The organism is Solwaraspora sp. WMMB762 (genome assembly GCF_049179115.1).
Classification (GTDB): domain Bacteria; phylum Actinomycetota; class Actinomycetes; order Mycobacteriales; family Micromonosporaceae; genus Micromonospora_E.
This window is the reverse complement of the sequence record NZ_JBMHMD010000001.1, coordinates 2731199-2749645: the sequence shown is the minus strand read 5'-3', so window position 1 is coordinate 2749645 and position 18447 is coordinate 2731199. Positions and strand designations below refer to the sequence as shown.

The 18447-nt window shown below is 70.6% G+C and carries 22 protein-coding genes; 14 read left to right on the top strand and 8 right to left on the bottom strand.

Annotated features, from left to right (window positions below):
* Nucleotides 1-8 precede the first annotated feature (8 nt).
* A complete protein-coding gene (locus tag ACN27J_RS12200) occupies nucleotides 9-1115 on the bottom strand; it encodes an acetamidase/formamidase family protein (RefSeq protein ID WP_421366080.1) in 1107 nt (368 codons plus the stop codon).
* 276 nt (nucleotides 1116-1391) lie between these two features.
* On the opposite strand from ACN27J_RS12200, the gene ACN27J_RS12195 reads away from it, so the two are divergent.
* The 6 genes from ACN27J_RS12195 to ACN27J_RS12170 all read left to right on the top strand — a co-directional run bounded on the left by ACN27J_RS12195 (nucleotide 1392) and on the right by ACN27J_RS12170 (nucleotide 5680).
* Nucleotides 1392-2819, top strand: coding sequence for an aromatic ring-hydroxylating oxygenase subunit alpha (locus ACN27J_RS12195; RefSeq protein WP_421366078.1), 1428 nt, complete (start codon nucleotides 1392-1394; stop codon nucleotides 2817-2819).
* 4 nt (nucleotides 2820-2823) lie between these two features.
* The gene (locus ACN27J_RS12190) at nucleotides 2824-3345 is read left to right on the top strand and encodes an aromatic-ring-hydroxylating dioxygenase subunit beta (protein ID WP_421366076.1); all 522 of its coding nucleotides are present in this window, start codon (nucleotides 2824-2826) and stop codon (nucleotides 3343-3345) included.
* A gap of 14 nt (nucleotides 3346-3359) precedes the next feature.
* Entirely contained in the window at nucleotides 3360-3665 is a 306-nt protein-coding gene (locus ACN27J_RS12185) for a Dabb family protein (protein ID WP_421366074.1), read from the top strand.
* A 21-nt stretch (nucleotides 3666-3686) separates the two neighbouring features.
* Complete coding sequence (locus tag ACN27J_RS12180) at nucleotides 3687-4580, top strand: VOC family protein (RefSeq protein WP_416567890.1); 894 nt, start codon at nucleotides 3687-3689, stop codon at nucleotides 4578-4580.
* A 187-nt stretch (nucleotides 4581-4767) separates the two neighbouring features.
* Nucleotides 4768-5493, top strand: a complete 726-nt coding sequence (locus tag ACN27J_RS12175) for a helix-turn-helix domain-containing protein (protein WP_421366072.1) — start codon at nucleotides 4768-4770, stop codon at nucleotides 5491-5493.
* The gene (locus ACN27J_RS12170) at nucleotides 5480-5680 is read left to right on the top strand and encodes a DUF397 domain-containing protein (RefSeq protein ID WP_421366070.1); all 201 of its coding nucleotides are present in this window, start codon (nucleotides 5480-5482) and stop codon (nucleotides 5678-5680) included. Before ACN27J_RS12175 ends, ACN27J_RS12170 begins: the two co-directional genes overlap by 14 nt.
* Nucleotides 5681-5834: 154 nt before the next feature.
* Here ACN27J_RS12170 and ACN27J_RS12165 read toward each other — a convergent pair whose 3' ends face one another.
* From ACN27J_RS12165 to ACN27J_RS12155, 3 genes are all read right to left on the bottom strand, one after another.
* Nucleotides 5835-6263, bottom strand: a complete 429-nt coding sequence (locus ACN27J_RS12165) for an aspartyl/asparaginyl beta-hydroxylase domain-containing protein (RefSeq protein ID WP_421366068.1) — start codon at nucleotides 6261-6263, stop codon at nucleotides 5835-5837.
* A 52-nt stretch (nucleotides 6264-6315) separates the two neighbouring features.
* Nucleotides 6316-7374, bottom strand: a complete 1059-nt coding sequence (locus ACN27J_RS12160; protein ID WP_421366066.1) for a serine hydrolase domain-containing protein — start codon at nucleotides 7372-7374, stop codon at nucleotides 6316-6318.
* A gap of 80 nt (nucleotides 7375-7454) precedes the next feature.
* Nucleotides 7455-7904, bottom strand: a complete 450-nt coding sequence (locus ACN27J_RS12155) for a MarR family winged helix-turn-helix transcriptional regulator (RefSeq protein WP_421366064.1) — start codon at nucleotides 7902-7904, stop codon at nucleotides 7455-7457.
* 77 nt (nucleotides 7905-7981) lie between these two features.
* On the opposite strand from ACN27J_RS12155, the gene ACN27J_RS12150 reads away from it, so the two are divergent.
* Nucleotides 7982-8740, top strand: coding sequence for an SDR family NAD(P)-dependent oxidoreductase (locus ACN27J_RS12150; protein WP_421366062.1), 759 nt, complete (start codon nucleotides 7982-7984; stop codon nucleotides 8738-8740).
* Nucleotides 8741-8861: 121 nt separating this feature from the next.
* Nucleotides 8862-9059 (top strand): hypothetical protein, encoded by a 198-nt coding sequence (locus ACN27J_RS12145; RefSeq protein ID WP_421366060.1) that lies wholly within the window; start codon nucleotides 8862-8864, stop codon nucleotides 9057-9059.
* 128 nt (nucleotides 9060-9187) lie between these two features.
* Here the strand turns inward: ACN27J_RS12145 and ACN27J_RS12140 are convergent, their stop codons facing one another.
* Nucleotides 9188-9436 (bottom strand): hypothetical protein, encoded by a 249-nt coding sequence (locus ACN27J_RS12140; protein ID WP_421366058.1) that lies wholly within the window; start codon nucleotides 9434-9436, stop codon nucleotides 9188-9190.
* 246 nt (nucleotides 9437-9682) lie between these two features.
* On the opposite strand from ACN27J_RS12140, the gene ACN27J_RS12135 reads away from it, so the two are divergent.
* From ACN27J_RS12135 to egtD, 4 genes are read left to right on the top strand one after another with little or no spacing between them, the layout of a single operon-like run.
* Nucleotides 9683-11026: a glutamate-cysteine ligase family protein gene (locus ACN27J_RS12135; protein WP_421366056.1), complete on the top strand. Its 1344-nt coding sequence runs from the start codon at nucleotides 9683-9685 to the stop codon at nucleotides 11024-11026.
* The gene (gene egtB / locus ACN27J_RS12130) at nucleotides 11023-12348 is read left to right on the top strand and encodes an ergothioneine biosynthesis protein EgtB (protein ID WP_421366054.1); all 1326 of its coding nucleotides are present in this window, start codon (nucleotides 11023-11025) and stop codon (nucleotides 12346-12348) included. The genes ACN27J_RS12135 and egtB overlap by 4 nt, the downstream gene beginning before the upstream one ends.
* The gene (gene egtC / locus ACN27J_RS12125) at nucleotides 12348-13100 is read left to right on the top strand and encodes an ergothioneine biosynthesis protein EgtC (protein WP_421366052.1); all 753 of its coding nucleotides are present in this window, start codon (nucleotides 12348-12350) and stop codon (nucleotides 13098-13100) included. The genes egtB and egtC overlap by 1 nt, the downstream gene beginning before the upstream one ends.
* A complete protein-coding gene (egtD, locus tag ACN27J_RS12120) occupies nucleotides 13079-14041 on the top strand; it encodes an L-histidine N(alpha)-methyltransferase (protein WP_421366050.1) in 963 nt (320 codons plus the stop codon). The genes egtC and egtD overlap by 22 nt, the downstream gene beginning before the upstream one ends.
* On the opposite strand, the gene ACN27J_RS12115 is transcribed toward egtD, so the two are convergent.
* Genes ACN27J_RS12115 through ACN27J_RS12105 form a run of 3 tightly spaced genes read right to left on the bottom strand, consistent with a single transcriptional unit; the run spans nucleotide 14019 to nucleotide 16554 of the window.
* Nucleotides 14019-14813 carry an amino acid ABC transporter ATP-binding protein gene (locus tag ACN27J_RS12115; protein ID WP_421366048.1) on the bottom strand — a complete coding sequence of 265 codons (795 nt, stop codon included), beginning with the start codon at nucleotides 14811-14813 and terminating at the stop codon, nucleotides 14019-14021. The genes egtD and ACN27J_RS12115 overlap by 23 nt on opposite strands.
* On the bottom strand, nucleotides 14810-15691 hold the full coding sequence (locus ACN27J_RS12110) for an amino acid ABC transporter permease (protein WP_421366045.1): 882 nt from the start codon (nucleotides 15689-15691) through the stop codon (nucleotides 14810-14812). Before ACN27J_RS12110 ends, ACN27J_RS12115 begins: the two co-directional genes overlap by 4 nt.
* A 2-nt stretch (nucleotides 15692-15693) precedes the next feature.
* Complete coding sequence (locus ACN27J_RS12105; protein ID WP_421366043.1) at nucleotides 15694-16554, bottom strand: ABC transporter substrate-binding protein; 861 nt, start codon at nucleotides 16552-16554, stop codon at nucleotides 15694-15696.
* Nucleotides 16555-16736: 182 nt separating this feature from the next.
* Between ACN27J_RS12105 and ACN27J_RS12100 the strand changes: the two genes are divergently transcribed.
* Complete coding sequence (locus ACN27J_RS12100) at nucleotides 16737-17651, top strand: ATP-binding cassette domain-containing protein (RefSeq protein WP_421366041.1); 915 nt, start codon at nucleotides 16737-16739, stop codon at nucleotides 17649-17651.
* The gene (locus tag ACN27J_RS12095) at nucleotides 17648-18445 is read left to right on the top strand and encodes a hypothetical protein (RefSeq protein WP_278170752.1); all 798 of its coding nucleotides are present in this window, start codon (nucleotides 17648-17650) and stop codon (nucleotides 18443-18445) included. Before ACN27J_RS12100 ends, ACN27J_RS12095 begins: the two co-directional genes overlap by 4 nt.
* Nucleotides 18446-18447 lie beyond the last annotated feature (2 nt).

The window sequence follows — 18447 nt, the reverse complement described above, 5'->3', positions numbered from 1 at the left end:
TGTAGTGGTCAGATCTGGGCGGGGAAGTCGGCCTTGCGGATCATGCAGTGCACGCCCTTGACCGCGTCGACGACCTGGCTGACCTCGAAGTCGGCGGCGGCGCTCAGGTAGGCCAGGGCGGTGTCGCGGGGCATGCCCTGGGTGCGGGCCAGGAAGTCGACCGCGGCCCGGACCGCCCGGCGCATCGCCTCGTTGAGGTCGGCGTCCAGGCCTACCGGGATCCAGTGGGTGTCGGTCTCGGCCAGCGGGGCCTCCCCGGCACCGACCAGCGCGGTGGCCTGCGCCGCCGGGATGACGCTCAGCCGCAGAGCGGCCCGCAGCGGCGCCTCCAGGGCGGTCAAGGCAACCTCGCCGTCGCCCTGGGCGTAGTGCGGGTCACCGGCGTAGAAGCCGGCACCGGGCAGTTGCACCGGCAGGTAGAGGCTGGAGCCGACCTGCAGTTCGTTGATGTCCAGGTTGCCGCCGTGCCCGCCGGGCGGCACCGAGTGCACCATCTCGTCGGTGTCGACGGCGACGCCCATCAGGCCGAGGAACGGCGCCAGCGGGAACCGGGCGGCCCGGCCGGCACCGAACGGCAGTACGCCGTACAGCCGGCCGCCGCTGGAGACGACCTCGGTGAAGTGGCAGACGCTGCCGTACTCGCGGGGGTCGCTGTCCGGCCCGGTGTCGACCGGGGTGAGCGGGAACTCACCGGGCAGCGCGCCGTAGCCGTGCCGGCTGCTGACGAAGCCGTACGGGGCCCGGATCGCCAGGTCGAGCACGTCGACCCGGAGCAGGTCGCCGGGCTGTGCGCCGTCGACGGTGATCGGGCCGGTGACCACGTGCGGGCCGTCGTCGTCGTAGTCGTGGGCGACGTCCGAGGCGGCCAGGTCGCGGGCGTCGGTCAGGACGCCGTCGGCGGGTACGTCGTACTGCTTGAGGTAGCCGACCGGGTCGCGGCCCTGGTCTTCGAGGATGCCTTCGTGGCTGAGGGTGTCGATGGTCACGGTCTCACCGGAACGGACCCGCAGCACCGGGGCGTGGCTGCGGTTGGGCAGCCGGCCCCACAGGCAGGTCTCGGGCGTGGTCGGCAGGTAGTGGGCGCCGGCGATCGGTCCCTGGTGCGGCTGGAGCATCGGTTCCTCCGGAAGGGGTACCCGGCCGGCGGGCGCAGGGCGCGCGGCGGTGCGTGCCGCTGGTGGGCCGGGGTGACGGGTGGATGACCGGATCGTTTCCGGCGAACCCGCAGAAACGTGTTGCTGTCCTGTTAACAGTGAGTAACCCGATCACGGAAAATGCCCTGCTCTTGACAGGTGGAGGGCTCTGATAGCAGCATCGGAGTGCGAGACACTGTCTCGCATGACGTAGCACCGCCGAGGCGGGCGGACGGGACGAAAGAGGGCGGTGGGGTGATGACGCAGCAGACGCCGGTGCGACCGCTCGGCGGAGCCGACGGTGGCGCGCTGATCGACGAGGACTGGGAGGCGATGCGCTTCCGGGTGCACCGCTCGGCGTACCGCGACCCGGGTGTGTTCCGCGACGAGATCGCCAAGATCTGGGGCCACACCTGGCTGTACCTCGGCCACGAGACCGAGATCCCCAACGCCGGCGACTTCAAGACCCGTACCCTCGGCGGCCGTCCGCTGATCTTCTGCCGCGACTCCGCCGGCGAGGTCAAGGTCTTCCTCAACGCCTGCACCCACCGCGGCACCATCCTGTGCCGGCACAACGAGGGCAACACCAAGTTCTTCCAGTGCTTCTACCACGCCTGGGCGTTCAGCAACTCCGGTGACCTGGCCGCGCTGCCCGGCGACGAGAGCTACCCCGACGACCCGGGATTCCGCGAGTCGATGCGGCTGCGCCAAGTGCCCCGGCTGCAGATCCACGAGGGCTTCGTCTTCGTCGCGTTCGACCCCGACGTGCCTGACCTGCTCACCCACCTCGGCCCGGCCGCGCACTACATGTCGCTGACCGCCAAGATCGGCGCGCACGGCATGCAGACCCTGCCCGGCGTGCAGCTCTACAGCGTCAAGGGCAACTGGAAACTCGCCGTCGAGAACGCCATGGACGGCTACCACTTCGCGCCGACCCACAACACCTTCGTCGGCTACCTGCGGGAGACCGGCTTCGCGGTCACCGACGACGACCAGTACGCCTACGACCTCGGCGGCGGCCACGGGCTGCTGGTGCTCACCGGCCACAACGGCCGGATCGGCATGGTCTGGGAGCCACGCTTCGGCGATGAGGAGAAGGCCCGTACCGTCGCCAAGCGCAACGAGATGATCGCCCGACTCGGGCCGGAGCTGGCCGCCGAGATCGCCGACGCCAGCCGGATCCTCTTCGTCTTCCCCAACCTGCTGCTGTTCGACCTGGAGGCGTTGACCATCCGCCAGCTCGAACCGGTCGCCGCCGACCGTACCGACGTGCGGGCCTGGCAGTTCGTCGAGACCGGTGAGCCGGAATCGGTGCGCGCGCTGCGGATCAAGACCATGGTCAGCTTCGTCGGCCCCGGCGGCCTGGCCACCCCGGACGACATCGAGGCGTACGAGGCGGTGCAGCGCGGCATCGTCGCCACCGCCGACTCGGCCGACCCGGCCCACGACTGGTCCGACATGTCCCGGGGCATGGCCAACGAGAAGCAGGGCAACCAGGGCCGCTCCATCGACGAGGGCGCGATGCGCAGCTTCTGGCGGCACTGGGCCGACCGGGTCGGGGCGGCCACCGCCGTCGCCGGTGACCCGCCCGCTGACCCCGGCGCGCCCGGCCCCTCCACCGTCTTCGCCGCCGGATCCGCAGCCACCGCCGGATCCGCCGCGCCCACCACCAGCGGGAAGGAGTGACCCGATGTCCGCGACGACCAGTGGAGCAGTGCTCAACGTGGGGGCCCGTGAGGTGACCCGCGCCGACGTGGAGGACTTCCTCTACCGGGAGGCGCAGCTGCTCGACGAGTGGCGCCTCGACGAGTGGTTCACCATGTTCGAGCCGGACGGCCGGATGGAGGTGCCGACCACCGACTGGGCCGGCTGGGACGCCACCACCGCCGGGTTCTTCGTCTGCGACGACTACGACCTGATCCGGGCCCGGGTGAAGCGGCTCAAGAGCCGCAAGGCGCACGCCGAGAACCCGCACTCGCGTACCCACCGGATGGTCACCAACGTGATCCTGCTGGAGGCCGGCGCGGAGACTGTGTGGATCAGCGCCAACTTCCTCATCCACCGCTACCGCGACGGCGGCGCCTACACCTACGTGGGCCGTTACGAGCACGTGCTCAAGGTCGACGACGACGGCCTGCGCTTCCGGGTCCGCCGCTCCATCCCGGTGATGGAGTCGATGGACCCCGGCGCCCGGCTCAGCTTCATCCTGTAGAAGGGACCGCCGTCGTGATCACCCACATGCTGGCGTTCAAGTTCCGCGACGACCTGCCGCCCGGCGTCGCCGAGTCGGTCCTCGCCGAGCTGGACACCTTCCCGGCGAAGTACCCGGCGATGCGCAACTGGCGCAGCGGGGTCAACGTCAGCACCCGCGACACCACCATGACGCACGGCTTCGTCGTGGAGTTCGCCACCGAGCAGGACCTGCTCGACTACCTGCACAGCGAGTCGCACGAGCGGTTCGTCCGGGAACGCTGGCGCCCGGTCGTCGAACGCCAGGTCATCGTCAGCCTCCCCACCGCCGGGGACGCGTAACTCACCATGAAGGGGTCGCAGATGTCCACCGAGGCCGCCACCCGCCGTCGCGGGCCCTACGGCATGGAGTACGCCCGGATCGAGGTGCCGGATCTGGCCGCCTCCATCGAGTTCCTGCAGTACCACGTCGGCCTGCAGTTGGAGCAGCACGACGATGAGTACGCGTTCCTGCGCGCCGACATCGAACACCACAGCATCGAGCTGATCGCCGCGCCGCACCGTACCGAGTCGTGGACCACCGCGGTCGGGTTCAGCGTCGAGTCCGACGAGGTCCTCGACGACCTGCGGGAGCGGGTCGTCGCCGCCGGCCACGAGGTGCTCGAACTGCACGAGCGGATGAAGGGCCTGTGCCAGCGCGGATTCGCCGTACGCGACCCCAACGGGCTGATCGTCGAACTGTTCACCGAGTTCGTCGAGTACGCCGAACCGCCGTTGATCGAGCTGCGTCCGGTCGACCTGGTACACCCGTTCCTGGCCACCGACAAGTACGAGGAGTCGCTCGACTTCTACACCAAGGTGCTGGGCTTCCTGCCCAGTGACTACGTCGGCGACGTGACCGTCTTCCTGCGCTGCGAGGACCGCTACCACCACAGCCTGGCGCTGCAGCGCAACAAGGAGTTCTACGCCGCGCATCTGTGCTTCAAGATGAAGAGCTTCGACCACGTGATGCGCGGCCGGGCGCGGGCCCAGTACAAGAAGGTGCCGATCGCCTCCGATCTGGTCAACCACTCGGCGTCGACGTCCATCGCGTTCTACATGCACGACCCGAAGCACGGGCCGCGTTACGAGCTGTGCGACCGGCACCGGGTGTTCACCCCGGAGGAGCACGCCACGCACCGGGCCCGGCGGATGGCCGTCGACCCGCGAAACATCGACGTGTGGCGCCCGGCCGCCGACGACTGGGGTCGTTTCTGATCATCATCGTACGAAAAGGTGAACGACCCTCGGGAATCCTCCCCGGGGGTCGTTTTCTCGTGGTTCGACGGCATCTGGTTGTTGATCAATTCGACCGTTGGAATTTCTGCACAGCTAAGGAATCTGCACGAGTTTCTGCTCCATCCTGGACTATCTGTCCGGATCAGTGGAAGACGGCCCCGGTGGGATGAATCAGAGCCAGCTTGGCGCCGCGCTGCGGGTGTCCAAGTCGCTCATCGCGGGATTCGAGTCGGGGCGGCACATCCCGCAGGCCGACACCGCCACCAACCTGGACCGGGTGTTCGGCACCGATGACAAGTTCGCCAAGTTGTCGGCGGAGGCGCGGGAGGACCGGTACCCGTGGATGCGTCCGTGGGTCGAGCACGAGCGACGGGCGCTGCTGCTGCGCAGCTACGAGCCGCTGCTCATCCCCGGACTGCTTCAGACCGAGGGCTACATGCGGGCGGTGTTGGCGACCTCCACGATGAACGACGGGCGCGTCGACGAACTGGTGCGCACCCGGCTGGAGCGGCAGGCCGCGACGCTGGGCCGGGACAACCCGGTGGTGATCTCGGCGATCGTCAACGAGTTTGCCCTCAGCCGTGGCCCCCGCGAGGTGATGACGAAGCAACTGGGCCACCTGGTGGACCTCGGCCATCGGCCGGCGGTCAAAATCCGGGTGCTGCCGGACGACGCCGGGTTGCACCTCGGTCTCGGTGGCGCGTTCGTGATCGCCAGCCTGCCGGACGGTCGGCGCTGTGGCTACCTGGACAACCAGTTGAAGGGCACCGTGGTGTCCAGCCATGGCGATGTGACCGAGCTGGAACTAGTTTGGGAATCCGTGGACGGACTCGCGCTGCCGGTGGTGCAGTCCCGGGATCTGATGCTGAGGATGATCGATGAGCGCAAGTGAACCGCGCTGGCGGAAGTCCAGCCGATCGGCCAACGGCGGAAACAGCTGCGTCGAGGTGGCCGACAACCTTTCCGGTCGGGTCCTGGTGCGCGACACCAAGGACCGTGCCGGCGGTACGTTGACCTTCGGCCCGGCCGCCTGGTCGGCGTTCGTCGCGTCGATTAAGGACACCAGCGCCACCCCCTGACCCGCTTCCCTTCCCGTAACGCCCTCGGAACCCCGGCCACCCGTACGAGGTGACGCTGACGCACGTCAAGTTTGCGAGATGAGGTGTCTCAGCGTCACCTCGATGCGGCGTCGCCACTTTGGCGTCCGGACTTGAGGTGCTCCCGATGCCCCGCTCAGCCACTGCTCCGGACGAAGCCTGCCACCGAGGCCGGCAGTTGGTCCTGCGGCATGTTCTCGTAGCCGGGACGGGCGAAGTCGAACAGAAGCACGACACGGTCGCTGGTGCCGTAGTTCCACGCCTCGTGGGTGACGGTGTCGTCGAAGACGAAGGTCTCACCTTCGCGCCACTGCCGGGTTTCGTCGCCTACCCGGAGCGCGCAGCCCTCCGGCACGACCAGCCCGAGATGCGCGCGGTAGACGGTCGTCACCCATCCCTGATGCGGCTTGATGTGGGTATTAGGAGCCATCCGAGAGAACCCGGCGGTCGTCAGGTGAGGGACGTTCGCCAACGCTGAGGCGGTGTCCGGGCATGCTTCGAGCGCGTCCTCGATCCGTTCCCCGAAGGCGACAAGTCCGTAGACGCTCCAGCCCTCTCCGTACATCTCGCGTTGGACCCACGGCTGATAGGTATCGCTCGGGAGCGCAAGGCATTCGTCAGGCGTGTGGCATCGATTCGTCGAACAGCCGGACCAGTGGCCAGATGCTGTCCTCGCCGACGCCGAGCATGGCCAGCGTGATGCCGTCGCCCGCGCCGTGGCCGGGGTAGTGTCGCAGCAGCGCGCTGACGCCGAAGTTCACGCCCACCTTTCCGTAGTAGCGGACCCGGCCGTCGGCGTCGGCTCTGAACTCCAGCCCGTACCCGGTCGCCAGGTAGCCCTCCGCCTGCGCGTACGGGACGAGCATCGCGGCGGTCGACTCCGGCCCCAGTAGCCGGCCCTCGACCAGCGCCCGGTGGAACGCGGTCAGGTCGCCGACCGTCGTGTACGCGCCGCCGGCCGGGTCGCCGACCGGCGGGTGCGAGAAGATGTTGCGCCGCCAGCCGGTGATCGTGCCGTCGGCGTCGCGGATCGCCTCCACGCCTTCGGCGACGTCCGGTGCGACGACGTCCATGCGCAGGAACGCCGACCGGCTCATGCCGGCAGGCTCGAAGACGTTGGCGCGCACGTACTCGCGGTAGGAGCCGCCGGCGGCCCGCTCGACCATGAGGCCGAGCAGGATGTACCCGACGTTGCAGTACCGGCAGCCCTCGCCCGGCGCGAACCTCGGCGGTTTGTCGACGAAGTGCGGCAGGTGGTGGGCGGTCTCGGTGAACGCGTACGTCGGCTCGTCGACGAACAGGTCCTCGTACCGTTCACCGTCCGACTCGTCGGCGTCGTCGGCGATCCCGGACGTGTGGGTGAGCAGGTGGTACGGGGTGACGTCCGGCGAGATCGTGGTACCGGTGAGCCCGAGGTACTCGACCGCCGAGGTCTCCAGCGTGAACGCGCCGCGCTCGATCTGCTGGAGTACGGCGACGGCGGTGAACAGCTTCGTGACCGACGCGGTGTCGAACCTGGTGTCCAGGGTGCACGGTGTACGGCAGGCCCGGTTGGCGTAGCCGTACGCGCCGGCCAGCAGCCGTTGGTCTCCCAACGTCACCAGGACCGAGCCGGTGAACTCGTCATTCGCGGCGCGTTCGCCGAGTGCGGCGGAGAACAGTGCGAGGTCGGGCACGGTGGTGAGCATCGCAGTCGGGAGAACGGTGCCGCCACCGATTTGCCGGCGGGCGGGCGCCACGGCGTACGGCGGTCTGCTCAGCCGGTTTCGGTGGTGAGGGTGAGCAGGTTCCCGCGTACCTTTTCGAGCAGCTCGACCAGCGTCGCTCGCTGATCGTTCGCCATTCCGGCGGTCGCGGTTTCGGCGAGGGTGCGCCAGGCCGCTTCGATCTGCGAAACGCCGGTCCGGCCCTTGTCGGTCAGCACGATCCGGGTGAGGCGCCGGTCGCCCGGTACGGATTCCCGGACGAACCAGCCGCCGTGTTCGAGACGACTGAGGCTGCGGGTCACCGTCGGCTGCTCCACGCCGAGCCGGGCGGCGACCTCGGAGACCGTCAGGCCGTCGGGCTCCTGCCCGAGAATCCACAGTAGGACGTCCTGCCCCGGGTGCAGCGCGAGCCCGGCCAGTACGTCAGCCTGCGCGCTCCGGTACAGCTTGGCCACCTTGACCAGGGCTTTGTTGGTCGCCAGGACGTCCGAGAGTTCCACCTGGAGAGTGTACGAGTTGACGAACGACTCGATCCTGATTCATAGTCGGCTAACCTATAGTCGGCTATGGAGTGGTGATGGAAACCGGTCTGTTGAACAAGGTCGCCCTGGTCACCGGCGCTTCCGGCGCCATAGGCAGGGCCGCCGCCCGGCATCTGGCCGCCGAAGGCGCCGCCGTGGCGGTGTCCTGGCACACCAACCGCGCCGCCGCGATGGAGGTCGTCGACGCCATCGCGCAGGCAGGCGGCGACGCCTGCGCCGTACGCCTGGACCACGGCGACCTCGCCACCGTGCAGAGCGTCGTCGAGGAGGTCGCCATGCGTCTCGGGCCGATATCCGTGCTGATCGCCAACGCCGTACAGTGGCCCGCTTTCGACGCCGATGAAATCGGCGGCCTCACCACGTCATTGGCCGTCAACACGGTCGGCCCCGTGGCGCTGATCGACGCGGCCCTGCCGGCGATGCGCGCCGCCGGCTGGGGACGCATCGTCGCCGTGTCGACCGACATCGTCGAGCAACCCATGGCCGGACCGCTCGCCTACGCCACGGCGAAGGGAGCGCTCGAGACCGCCGCGCGTGTGCTCGCCGTCCGGGAAGCCCGGCACGGCATCCTGACGAACGTCGTCCGTCCCGGATTCACCCTCACCGAAAAGGCCTTGAACGCCCCCTTCCTGGGCCCGGAGGCGGTCGCGGCCGAGTCGGAGAAGACCCCGACCGGCCGCATCTGCACCCCCGACGACGTAGCCACGGCGATCACCTACCTGGCCTCGGCAGCCAACGGACACGTCAACGGTCAGATCCTGTCCCTGGCGGGCGGCCGCGAACTTGTGCGCTGACCCGCCCGTACGGATCCCAGGAGTCTTTCGCCGAGCTCGGGGGCCCGTTGACCTCGTCTCCGCCCTGTCCGATCTGGCCAACCGTGGATACAGGCGGTGTCATAGGGCTAACTTGTTGTCCATGACGGTGTTGCCGCTGGTGCTGATCTCCGCCGAGGATCTTGAATCGCTGGAGGCCACCATCGAACTGCTCTCCGACCCGACCGCCATGGCGCGGATAGCGGAGGCAGACGACGCTCTCGTCAGGGGAGAGAGCACCAGCGCCGAGGAGATGGCACTACTCATGGCGCAACGGCGGGCTCGTGAACAGGCCGAATGAGGAGACGGACCCCGACGACAAGCACCGCGAGGTACATGTCCTCGACGTAGATCACCGCCGGGACGCGTACCGTCGCTGAACTTCACAGCGGCGTGCTCGACCACCGTGCGGCAGGAATCAGGATGGCGTCACGCCGCGTCGGTGTCCAGGCTCGGTACGTCCAGCCCGGCGTCGCGGAGCGCGTCGGCCCGCTCGTCGCGGGTCGACTCCTCCCGGGCCAGCAGCGCCGCGTACTCGGCGATCACCGCCGGGTCGGGGACCGCGCCGACCCGGTCCAGGAACCGGGCGGTCTGGGTGGTCGCGTCGGCGTGGGCGTGCGCGGCCCGGGCCGCCCGCATCACCACCTGGTCATCGTCGGTCCTTGCCCCGTCGGCCACGTTGGCTCCCCTCCGGTCGGCGCCGACCGTGCCGGTACCCCGTCCGGCGGCGATCATGCCCCGGGTGACGCGATCCCACCTCCTGGGTGAGGCGAATCCGCAGGTGACCGCCGGGTTGCGGAAAGGGGAACGTCTCCTGCCGCCCGCCCCGCGCCCCGCCGGTGTCTCGGCAAATGTCGGACGGTGACGATACGGTAGCGAAGATCGATCGCTACCCGCGATCGATCGTTCACTGGAGGAGACGCGATGACCAAAGCTCCCCATCCACCAGTTCCCCATCCACCATCCGCCCATCCGCCCGACGTGCTGCCGGTGGCCGCCGAGTCTGCGGCGTCGGCCGGTCCGAGCGTCGTGGCCGACGCCCCGGCCGGGACCGCCATCGTCGATCCGACCGCCGCCGCCGGCTACATCACCCGGATCTGCTTCAAGACCGGCCCACCCCGACGGATCGGCGTCGAACTCGAATGGACCGTTCACTACCGAGACCACCCCACCAGACCGCTCGACCCCGCCGACCTCGCGACTGCCCTCGGTGACCACGCCCCGCGGACACTACGCCCCACCAGCCCGCACGACCCGCTTCCACAGGGCGGACTGGTGACGGTCGAACCCGGCGGGCAGGTGGAGATCTCCACCCCGCCGACAGAATCCCTCACCACATTGCACCGGGCCGCGTCGGCCGACGTCGTCGCGCTGACCCGCCGACTCGACCGGGCCGGCCTGCTGCTCGGCCGGACCGGATGCGATCCGTACCGGCCGCCCCGGCAGATCCTGCGCAACCGCCGCTACACGGCGATGGCGGCGGCTTTCGCCCGGCAGGGTCAGGCCGGTGCCGACATGATGTGCGGCACCGCTGGCCTGCAGGTCTGCCTGGACACCGGCAGCGAACGGCAGCTCTCCCTCCGTTGGTCGGCCGCGCACCTGCTCGGTCCGCCGCTGCTCGCCCTGTTCGCCAACTCGCCGTCGCGGGCCGGCCGGCGCACCGGCTGGGTGTCGAGCCGGATGGCGACCTGGCTGACCCTCGACCCGGTCCGCACCGCCGCACCGGCCGATCCGACCGCCAACATGCGGCCGTCCGATCCGGTCGCCGACTGGACCCGGCGGGTGCTGGACACGCCACCGCTGTTCGTCGACGAGCCCACCGGCTGGCGGCTGCCGGGGCCGGCGACCTTCGGCGAATGGATCCTCACCGGCACGCCCCGACCGCCGACCTACGCCGACCTCGACCTGCATCTGAGCACCATGTTCCCGCCGGTCCGCCCGCGTGGCTACCTGGAGCTGCGCTACCTCGACGCGCAGCCGGACGGCGAGTGGATCGTCCCGGCGGCGGTGCTGGCCGCGCTGTTCGCCCGCGACGAGACCCTGCGGACCGCGACGTCGACGGTGATGGACGCGGCCGACCGCTGGCTGCCCGCCGCCCGCGACGGGCTCGCCGATCCGGTTGTCGCGTCGGCCGCCCACTCGCTGGCCGAGCTGGCCTGCGAACGCCTGACCGACACCGGCCTGCCCGACGAGACGACCAGCACCGTGGTACGCGCCCTGCGCCGACGGCTGCACCAGCGAACCCACCCCTGGGGAGGAACCAGGTGACCGAGACAGCCCACGACCCCACCGCGTCCGACCTGCGTACCGCACTCGCCGCCGACCTCGACCGGGCCCGGCGGCGCAGCCGCGCCCTGACCGACCCGGTCGACGACGACGACCTCGTCCGCCAGCACTCCCGGCTGATGTCGCCGCTGGTCTGGGACCTGGCGCACATCGGCAACCAGGAGGAGCTCTGGCTGGTCCGCGACGTCGGCGGCCGGGAACCGGTCCGTGCCGACATCGACCACCTCTACGACGCGTTCAAACACGCCCGCGCCGACCGTCCGGCATTGCCGCTGCTGGACCCGGCCGAGGCGCGTGCGTACACCCGTACCGTCCGGGACAAGGTCCTCGACCTGCTCGACACGGTGACGTTCGACGGCCGCCGACTGGTCGAGCAGGGCTTCGCCTTCGGCATGATCGTGCAGCACGAGCAGCAGCACGACGAGACGATGCTCGCCACCCACCAGCTGCGGGCCGGCCCGCCGGTGCTCACCGGCGCACCGACGCCGTCGGCGACGGCCGAAGGCGTCGACGGTGAGGCGCTGATCCCCGGCGGACCGTTCACCATGGGCACCTCCACCGAGCCGTGGGCGCTGGACAACGAACGCCCGGCGCACACCGTCGACGTGCCGGCCTTCTTCATCGACCGCGCGCCGGTCAGCAACGCCCAGTACCAGCAGTTCATCGACGACGGCGGCTACCACGATGAGCGGTGGTGGAGCGCCGAGGGCTGGGCCCACCGGCTGCAGGCCCGGCTCAGCGGGCCGGCGCACTGGCACGGCGACGGCAGCTACACCCGGTTCGGCCGGCGGTCGGCGATCGTGCCCGACGAGCCGGTGGTGCACGTCGGCTGGTACGAGGCGCAGGCGTACGCCAGCTGGGCCGGCCGCCGGCTGCCCACCGAGGCCGAATGGGAGAAAGCCGCCCGGTTCGACCCGGTGACCGGCCGGTCCCGCCGCTACCCGTGGGGCGACGACGACCCCGGCCCCGAGCACGCCAACCTGGGCCAGCTGCACCTGCACCCGGCACCGGTCGGCGCCTACCCGGCCGGCGCGTCACCGGCCGGGGTGCACCAGCTGATCGGCGACGTGTGGGAGTGGACCGACACCTGGTTCACCGGCTACCCCGGCTTCGCGGCGTTCCCGTACCGCGAATACTCGGAGGTCTTCTTCGGCCGCGACTACCGGGTGCTGCGCGGCGGCTCGTTCGGTACCGACCGCGCCGCCTGCCGGGGCACCTTCCGCAACTGGGACTACCCGATCCGGCGGCAGATCTTCAGCGGTTTCCGTACCGCCCGTGACCCGCACCCCGGCGAGACCGCCTAGTGTGCCGCCACCAGCTCTACCTGGGCCCGCCGGTCAGCCTGACGCAGCTGCTGGTCGAGCCGCCGTACGGCCTGTACCGCCAGTCCTGGGCACCCCGGGACATGCGCGGCGGCGGCACGGTCAACGTCGACGGTTTCGGCGTCGGCTGGTACACCCCGACCGGTCCGGTCCGCTACCGGCGGGCCGGGCCGATCTGGGCCGATCCCGGCCTGGTCGAGCTGGGCCGGGCCACCGCCGCCGGCGCGGTGCTGGCCGCGGTCCGCTCGGCGACTCCCGGGATGCCGTTCGGCGAGACGGCCTGCGCGCCGTTCACCGACGGGCGCTGGCTGTTCAGCCACAACGGGGTGGTGGCCGGCTGGCCGGACAGCGTCGCCGCGCTGGCCGCCGCCCTGCCGGTGACCGACCTGCTCACCCTCGACGCGCCGACCGACTCGGCGCTGCTGTGGGCGCTGCTGCGGCACCGGCTGCGGTCCGGCGCCGACCCGGGTACGGCGATCACCGACACCGTCACCGGCGTCCTGGCCGCCGCCCCGGCGTCCCGGCTCAACCTGCTGCTCACCGACGGCGAACGGGCCTGGGCCAGCGCCGTCGGCCATTCCCTGTCCGTCCTCGCCGGGCCGGAGCGGCTGACCATCGCCTCCGAACCATCCGACGACGACCCGGCCTGGCACCCGGTCGCCGACCGCCGGCTCGTCGTCGCCGACCGGCACACCTACACCGTGGAGGATCTGTGCGGATCGACATCGAGCTGACCGACGCCGACCAGCGGCACGCGCTGCGGACCGACGCCCGCGCCGGACTCACCGCCGACCCGAAATGGCTGCCCCCGAAGTGGTTCTACGACAAACACGGCAGCGAACTGTTCGAACGCATCACCGCCCTGCCGGAGTACTACCCGACCCGGGCCGAGCGGGCCGCGTTGGCCGCCCACGCCGACGACATCGCCGCCGTCACCCGGGCCCGGACCCTGGTCGAGCTCGGCTCCGGTTCGTCGGAGAAGACCCGGCTGCTGCTCGACGCGCTGCGTCGGCAGGGCAGCCTCGACCTGTTCGTGCCGTTGGACGTCTCCGAGGCGGCGCTGCGTGACGCCGCCACCGCCATCGACCGGGACTACCCGGGTCTGCCGGTGCACGCGATCGTCGGCGACTTCACCCGCCACCTCGGGCGGATCCCGGCCGGCAACGACCGGCTCGTCGCATTCCTCGGCGGCACCATCGGCAACCTGGTGCCGGACGAACGGGCCGAGTTCCTGGCCGCGTTGCGCGGGGTGCTCGGCACCGGCGGCTGGCTGCTGCTCGGCACCGATCTGGTCAAGGACCCGGCCACCCTGGTCGCCGCCTACGACGACGCCCAAGGGGTGACCGGGGAGTTCAACCGCAACGTGCTGCGCGTGCTGAACCAGCAGCTCGGTGCCGACTTCGACCCGGCGGCGTTTCGGCACGTCGCACTGTGGGACACCGACCGGGAGTGGATCGAGATGCGGCTGCGCGCCGACCGGGACACGCAGGTTTACGTGGCCGATCTCGACCTGCCGGTGAGCTTCACCGCCGGCGAGGAGATCCGGACCGAGGTGTCGGCGAAGTTCCGCCGGGCCGGGGTGACCGCCGAGCTGGCCGCCGCCGGATTCGAGCTGACCCACTGGTGGACCGACCCGGCCGGCCGGTTCGCGATCAGCCTGTCCCGTAGTCGGTGACCCGGCGCAGGAACTGCCGGGTACGCGGGTGCTCGGGCGCACCGAGCACCCGCTGCGGCGGCCCCTGCTCGCAGATGACGCCGTCGGCCAGGAAGCAGACCCGGTCGGCGACCTCCCGGGCGAAGCCCATCTCGTGGGTGGCGATCAGCATCGTCATCCCGTCACCCTTCAGCTCCCGGATCAGGGCCAGCACCTCGCCGACGAGTTCCGGGTCCAGCGCCGAGGTGACCTCGTCGAGCAGCAGCAGCCGGGGCGCGTTGACCAGGGTCCGGGCGATCGCCGCCCGCTGCTGCTGGCCGCCGGAGAGCCGGTCCGGGTACTGCCTCGCCTGATCGGCCAACCCGACCCGGTCCAGCAGCTCCATCGCCCGCCGCTCGGCCTGCGCCCGCCCGGTTCGGTGCACCCTGCGCGGCGCCAGCGTGACGTTGTCCAGCACGGTCAGATGCGGGAAGAGGTTGTACGACTGGAACACCAGCCCGATCCGCTGCCGCACCTGGTCCGGGTCGACCCGTGGGTCGGTGATGTCCCGACCGTCCAGGTGGATCGTGCCGTCGTCGACGGTCTCCAGCAGATTGACGCACCGCAGCAGGGTCGACTTGCCGGAGCCGCTGCCGCCGATCAGCGCTACCACCTCGTGTTCGGCGATGTCGAGGGTGAGGTCGCGCAGCACGACCCGGTCGCCGAAGACCTTGCGGACCCCGGCACAGGCCAGCACCGGTGGTACGCCCACCGGTGGCTCGCCGGGCCGGGCCGGATCCGCCGCCGGCGTCACGCCGCGCCGGCCCAGGTCTGCCGCCGGGCGGCCCGCATGGTCACCCAGTCGGTCACCGCCACCAGCGGGATCGCCATCAGGATGAACAGCACCCCGGCCACCACGTACGGGGTGAAGTTGTAACTGGTGGCAGTCTCGATCTGGGCGGCGCGGATCGCGTCGACCGGGCCGGCCAGGGAGATCAGCCCGACGTCCTTCTGCAGCGCCACCAGGTCGTTGAGCAGCGGCGGCGCGACCCGCCGGACCGCCTGCGGCAGCACCACGTGCCGCATTGTCTGCGCGTGGCTGAGCCCCAGCGACCGGGCGGCGGCCCGCTGCGCCGGGTGCACCGATTCGATACCGGCCCGGAACACCTCCGCCAGGTAGGCGCCGTAGGTGACGACCAGCGCGCAGCCGCCGAGCACCAGCACCGACGGGGTACCGGCGAGCCGCAGCCCCGGCACCCCGAAGGTGAACAGGTACAACACGATGATCAGCGGGGCACCCCGGAACACGTACGTGTAGGAGGTCGCGGCGGCCCGAAGTGGAAAGAACACCGCCGGGCGCAGGGTCCGGGCCAGCGCGATCGCCAACCCCAGCGCCAGCGCCCCGGCGGCGCAGAACACCAGCAGCCGTACGTTGAGCCAGAGTCCGCGTAGCACCGCCGGCAGCGCCTGCACCGCGACGGCCGGGTCGAAGAACGACTGCTGGACCCGCGGCCAGCCGGGGGAGTTCGCGACCGCTGCCACCAGCAGAGCACCGAGCACGGCGGTGGAACCGGCGGCGATCAGCACCGACCGGACGCTCTGCCGACGGCGGTACGCGTCCCGCCGCCGCTGCAGCTCACTGGGCTGATAGCCGTCGGCGCTGCCGGCCGCCGCTGCGGTGGACCCGCGCACCGTCAGGACAGGACCGGCGCGCCGGCCACGTCGGCCAGCCACTCGGCCTGCAGACTGTCCAGGGTGCCGTTGCCGCGCAGTTCGTCGACGGCGGCGCTGACGCAGCCGGTCAACGGCGATCCCTTGTCGAGCACCAGGCCGAACTGCTCCGGCTGGCCGGACGGCTGCGCCAGCTGCCCGACGATCGTCGCGTCGTCGATCTCGGCGGCGGTCACGTAGAACGCGGTCGGCAGGTCCAGCACCAGCGCGTCGATGCTGCCGTTGCGCAGCGCCGCCTTGGCGTCGTCGTTGTTGTTGAACACCGCCGGCTCGGCCGTCGGGACAACCACCTCGGTGATCGCCCGGAAGCTTGTCGTCCCGACCTGGGCACCGAGCTTGACGTCCCGCAGGTCGGCCAGGGTCGTCGCGGCGGCGGCCGGCGTCCCGTCCAGCGCGATCACCGCCTGGCTGACGTCGTAGTACGGGCTGGAGAAGTCGACGGCGGCGCGGCGCTCCTCGGTGATGGAAAACTGGTTGATGTCGACGTCGAAGTTTTTCGGCCCGGGGGCGATGGCGTTGTTGAACGGCACCCGTACCCAACTCACCTTGTCCGGTTCGTAGCCGAGCTGGTTGGCGACCGCGTACGCCACCGCGCTTTCGAACCCGGCGCCGCTCTCCGGAGCGTCGTCGACGAACCACGGCGGGTACGCCGGCTGGTCGGTGCCGACCGTCAACGTCCCGGGCACGATGGTGTCCAACCACTGTGGGTTGCACGCGTCCGGCGTCGGCGGGTCGACCGGCGGGTCCTCCGGCTGCGGCGAGCAGCCGGCGACAGCCACCAGGACCGACACCGTACCCAGTAGACCCACCCTCCGACGGGACATGCTCATGAGGCTCCTTGACGATCGGGCCGCGGTGCTCTCGCCGGGCCGGCCGAATTACATTCGATCAGCCGCCGGCCCGGCGATCAATGGTTGTCGCCCGCACCGGGTGGTACCTGGGTACCACCGGCGGAGGGAACTGCGGTTCGATGGCGGTGACCCCGGCCAGCCGTAGCGTCATCTGCATGATCGAAGTGCACGAGCTGACCAAGATGTTCGGCGCCACGGCAGCGGTGGAGGGAGTCTCCTTCCGGCTCGACCCCGGCGTCGTCACCGGCTTCATCGGACCGAACGGCGCCGGCAAGTCCACCACGATGCGGATGATGGTCGGTCTGGACCGGCCCACCTCCGGCCACTGCCACATCGACGGCCGCCCCTACCGCGAACTCGACGCCCCGCTGCGGATGGTCGGCGCGCACATCGACGCCGAGTCGATCTATCCGGCCCGCAGTGCCCGGAACCATCTGCGGGTGCTCGCCCACACCCACGGCATCCCCGACCGCCGCGTCGACGAGGTACTTGAACTGGTCGGGCTGGCGAACGTGGCGAACAAGCGGGTACGCGGCTTCTCCCTCGGCATGCGTCAGCGACTCGGTCTCGCCTCGGCCCTGCTCGGCGACCCGGCCGCTCTGCTGCTGGACGAGCCGGTCAACGGTCTCGACCCGGACGGCATCATCTGGATCCGGTCGCTGTTGCGGTCGTTCGCCAGCGAAGGCCGGGCGGTCCTGGTCTCCAGCCACCTGATGGGCGAGCTGGCGCAGACCGCGGACCGGCTGATCGTGCTCGGCCGCGGGCGGGTGCTCGCCGACGCCACCGTCGACGACCTGATCTCCCGCTACGCGACCCAGTCGACCCGGGTACGCACGGACCGGTCGGAGGACCTGGGGACCGTGCTGCGCACCAGGGGTGCGGTCGTCCTGCAACGGCCGGACGGCACCCTGGAGATCACCGGGATGGCCGCGCGCGAGATCGCCATGCTGGCCAACCGTCACGACATCCTGCTGTACGAGAACACCACCGTCCCCGCCTCGCTGGAGGACGCCTACCTGGCCCTCACCCAGGGCCATGCCCGCCACACCGCAGAGGGAGCACTGGCATGAACGACACCATCCGCACCGTTGCATCGAGCACCGGGAGCCCGCAGGTCCGGCTGAGCCTGTCACGTCTGGCCGCGGCGGAGTGGACCAAGCTCCGTACTCTCCGGTCGGTGGCGGTCGCCGCGCTCTGCGCGGTCGGGCTGGGCCTGGCCGGCGGGCTTCTGCAACTGCTCTCCTACGGACCGGCGAGTGAGATCGGGAGTCTGAACGCCACGCGGGCCCTGACCGACTCGATGGGTATGGCCAGAGCCGGCCTGCAGATCGGTGTCGTGGTTCTCGCGGTCCTCGCGGTCGGCTCCGAGTACGCGACCGGCGCGATCCGGACCACCCTGATCGCCGCGCCCCGGCGGCTTGCCGTGATGGCCGCGAAGGCCGCCGTCGTCGCTGTCGCTGCGGCCCTGCTGGCGGCCATCGTGCTGACCATTGTGTTCATGGCCGCTGTCCCGCTGCTGCGCGGCGTCGGGTTCTCCGCGATACCGTTCGGACCCGGTGTCGCGGTGCTCGGCACGGAGGTCGGATACTGCGTCATCGTGGCCCTGTTCGCCTTTGCCGTGACCCTCGCGTTCCGCAGCACCGCGCTCGGAGTCAGCCTCGCGCTGGGCGTCGTCCTGTTGTTGCCGATCATGCTGGCTCTGCTGAACGCCATGCTGCAGATCGACCTGACCGGCCTGGCGTTCCCGCAGGCGGTGTCGGGCGTGATGACCGACCCGGTCTCCACCGATCTGCCGGTCGTGCTGGCCTGGCTGGGCGTTCCCGCTGTGTTCGGCGGCGCTGCCCTGGTCCGCAGGGACGCCTGACG

What these genes read in the sequence shown, in the direction of transcription:
- ACN27J_RS12200 (WP_421366080.1), bottom strand. Translation starts at nt 1,115, where the DNA reads ATGCTCCAGCCGCACCAGGGACCGATCGCCGGCGCCCACTACCTGCCG.
- ACN27J_RS12195 (WP_421366078.1), top strand. Translation starts at nt 1,392, where the DNA reads ATGACGCAGCAGACGCCGGTGCGACCGCTCGGCGGAGCCGACGGTGGC.
- ACN27J_RS12190 (WP_421366076.1), top strand. Translation starts at nt 2,824, where the DNA reads ATGTCCGCGACGACCAGTGGAGCAGTGCTCAACGTGGGGGCCCGTGAG.
- ACN27J_RS12180 (WP_416567890.1), top strand. Translation starts at nt 3,687, where the DNA reads ATGTCCACCGAGGCCGCCACCCGCCGTCGCGGGCCCTACGGCATGGAG.
- ACN27J_RS12175 (WP_421366072.1), top strand. Translation starts at nt 4,768, where the DNA reads ATGAATCAGAGCCAGCTTGGCGCCGCGCTGCGGGTGTCCAAGTCGCTC.
- ACN27J_RS12170 (WP_421366070.1), top strand. Translation starts at nt 5,480, where the DNA reads ATGAGCGCAAGTGAACCGCGCTGGCGGAAGTCCAGCCGATCGGCCAAC.
- ACN27J_RS12165 (WP_421366068.1), bottom strand. Translation starts at nt 6,263, where the DNA reads ATGTACGGAGAGGGCTGGAGCGTCTACGGACTTGTCGCCTTCGGGGAA.
- ACN27J_RS12150 (WP_421366062.1), top strand. Translation starts at nt 7,982, where the DNA reads ATGGAAACCGGTCTGTTGAACAAGGTCGCCCTGGTCACCGGCGCTTCC.
- ACN27J_RS12145 (WP_421366060.1), top strand. Translation starts at nt 8,862, where the DNA reads ATGACGGTGTTGCCGCTGGTGCTGATCTCCGCCGAGGATCTTGAATCG.
- ACN27J_RS12135 (WP_421366056.1), top strand. Translation starts at nt 9,683, where the DNA reads ATGACCAAAGCTCCCCATCCACCAGTTCCCCATCCACCATCCGCCCAT.
- ACN27J_RS12105 (WP_421366043.1), bottom strand. Translation starts at nt 16,554, where the DNA reads ATGTCCCGTCGGAGGGTGGGTCTACTGGGTACGGTGTCGGTCCTGGTG.
- ACN27J_RS12100 (WP_421366041.1), top strand. Translation starts at nt 16,737, where the DNA reads ATGATCGAAGTGCACGAGCTGACCAAGATGTTCGGCGCCACGGCAGCG.
- ACN27J_RS12095 (WP_278170752.1), top strand. Translation starts at nt 17,648, where the DNA reads ATGAACGACACCATCCGCACCGTTGCATCGAGCACCGGGAGCCCGCAG.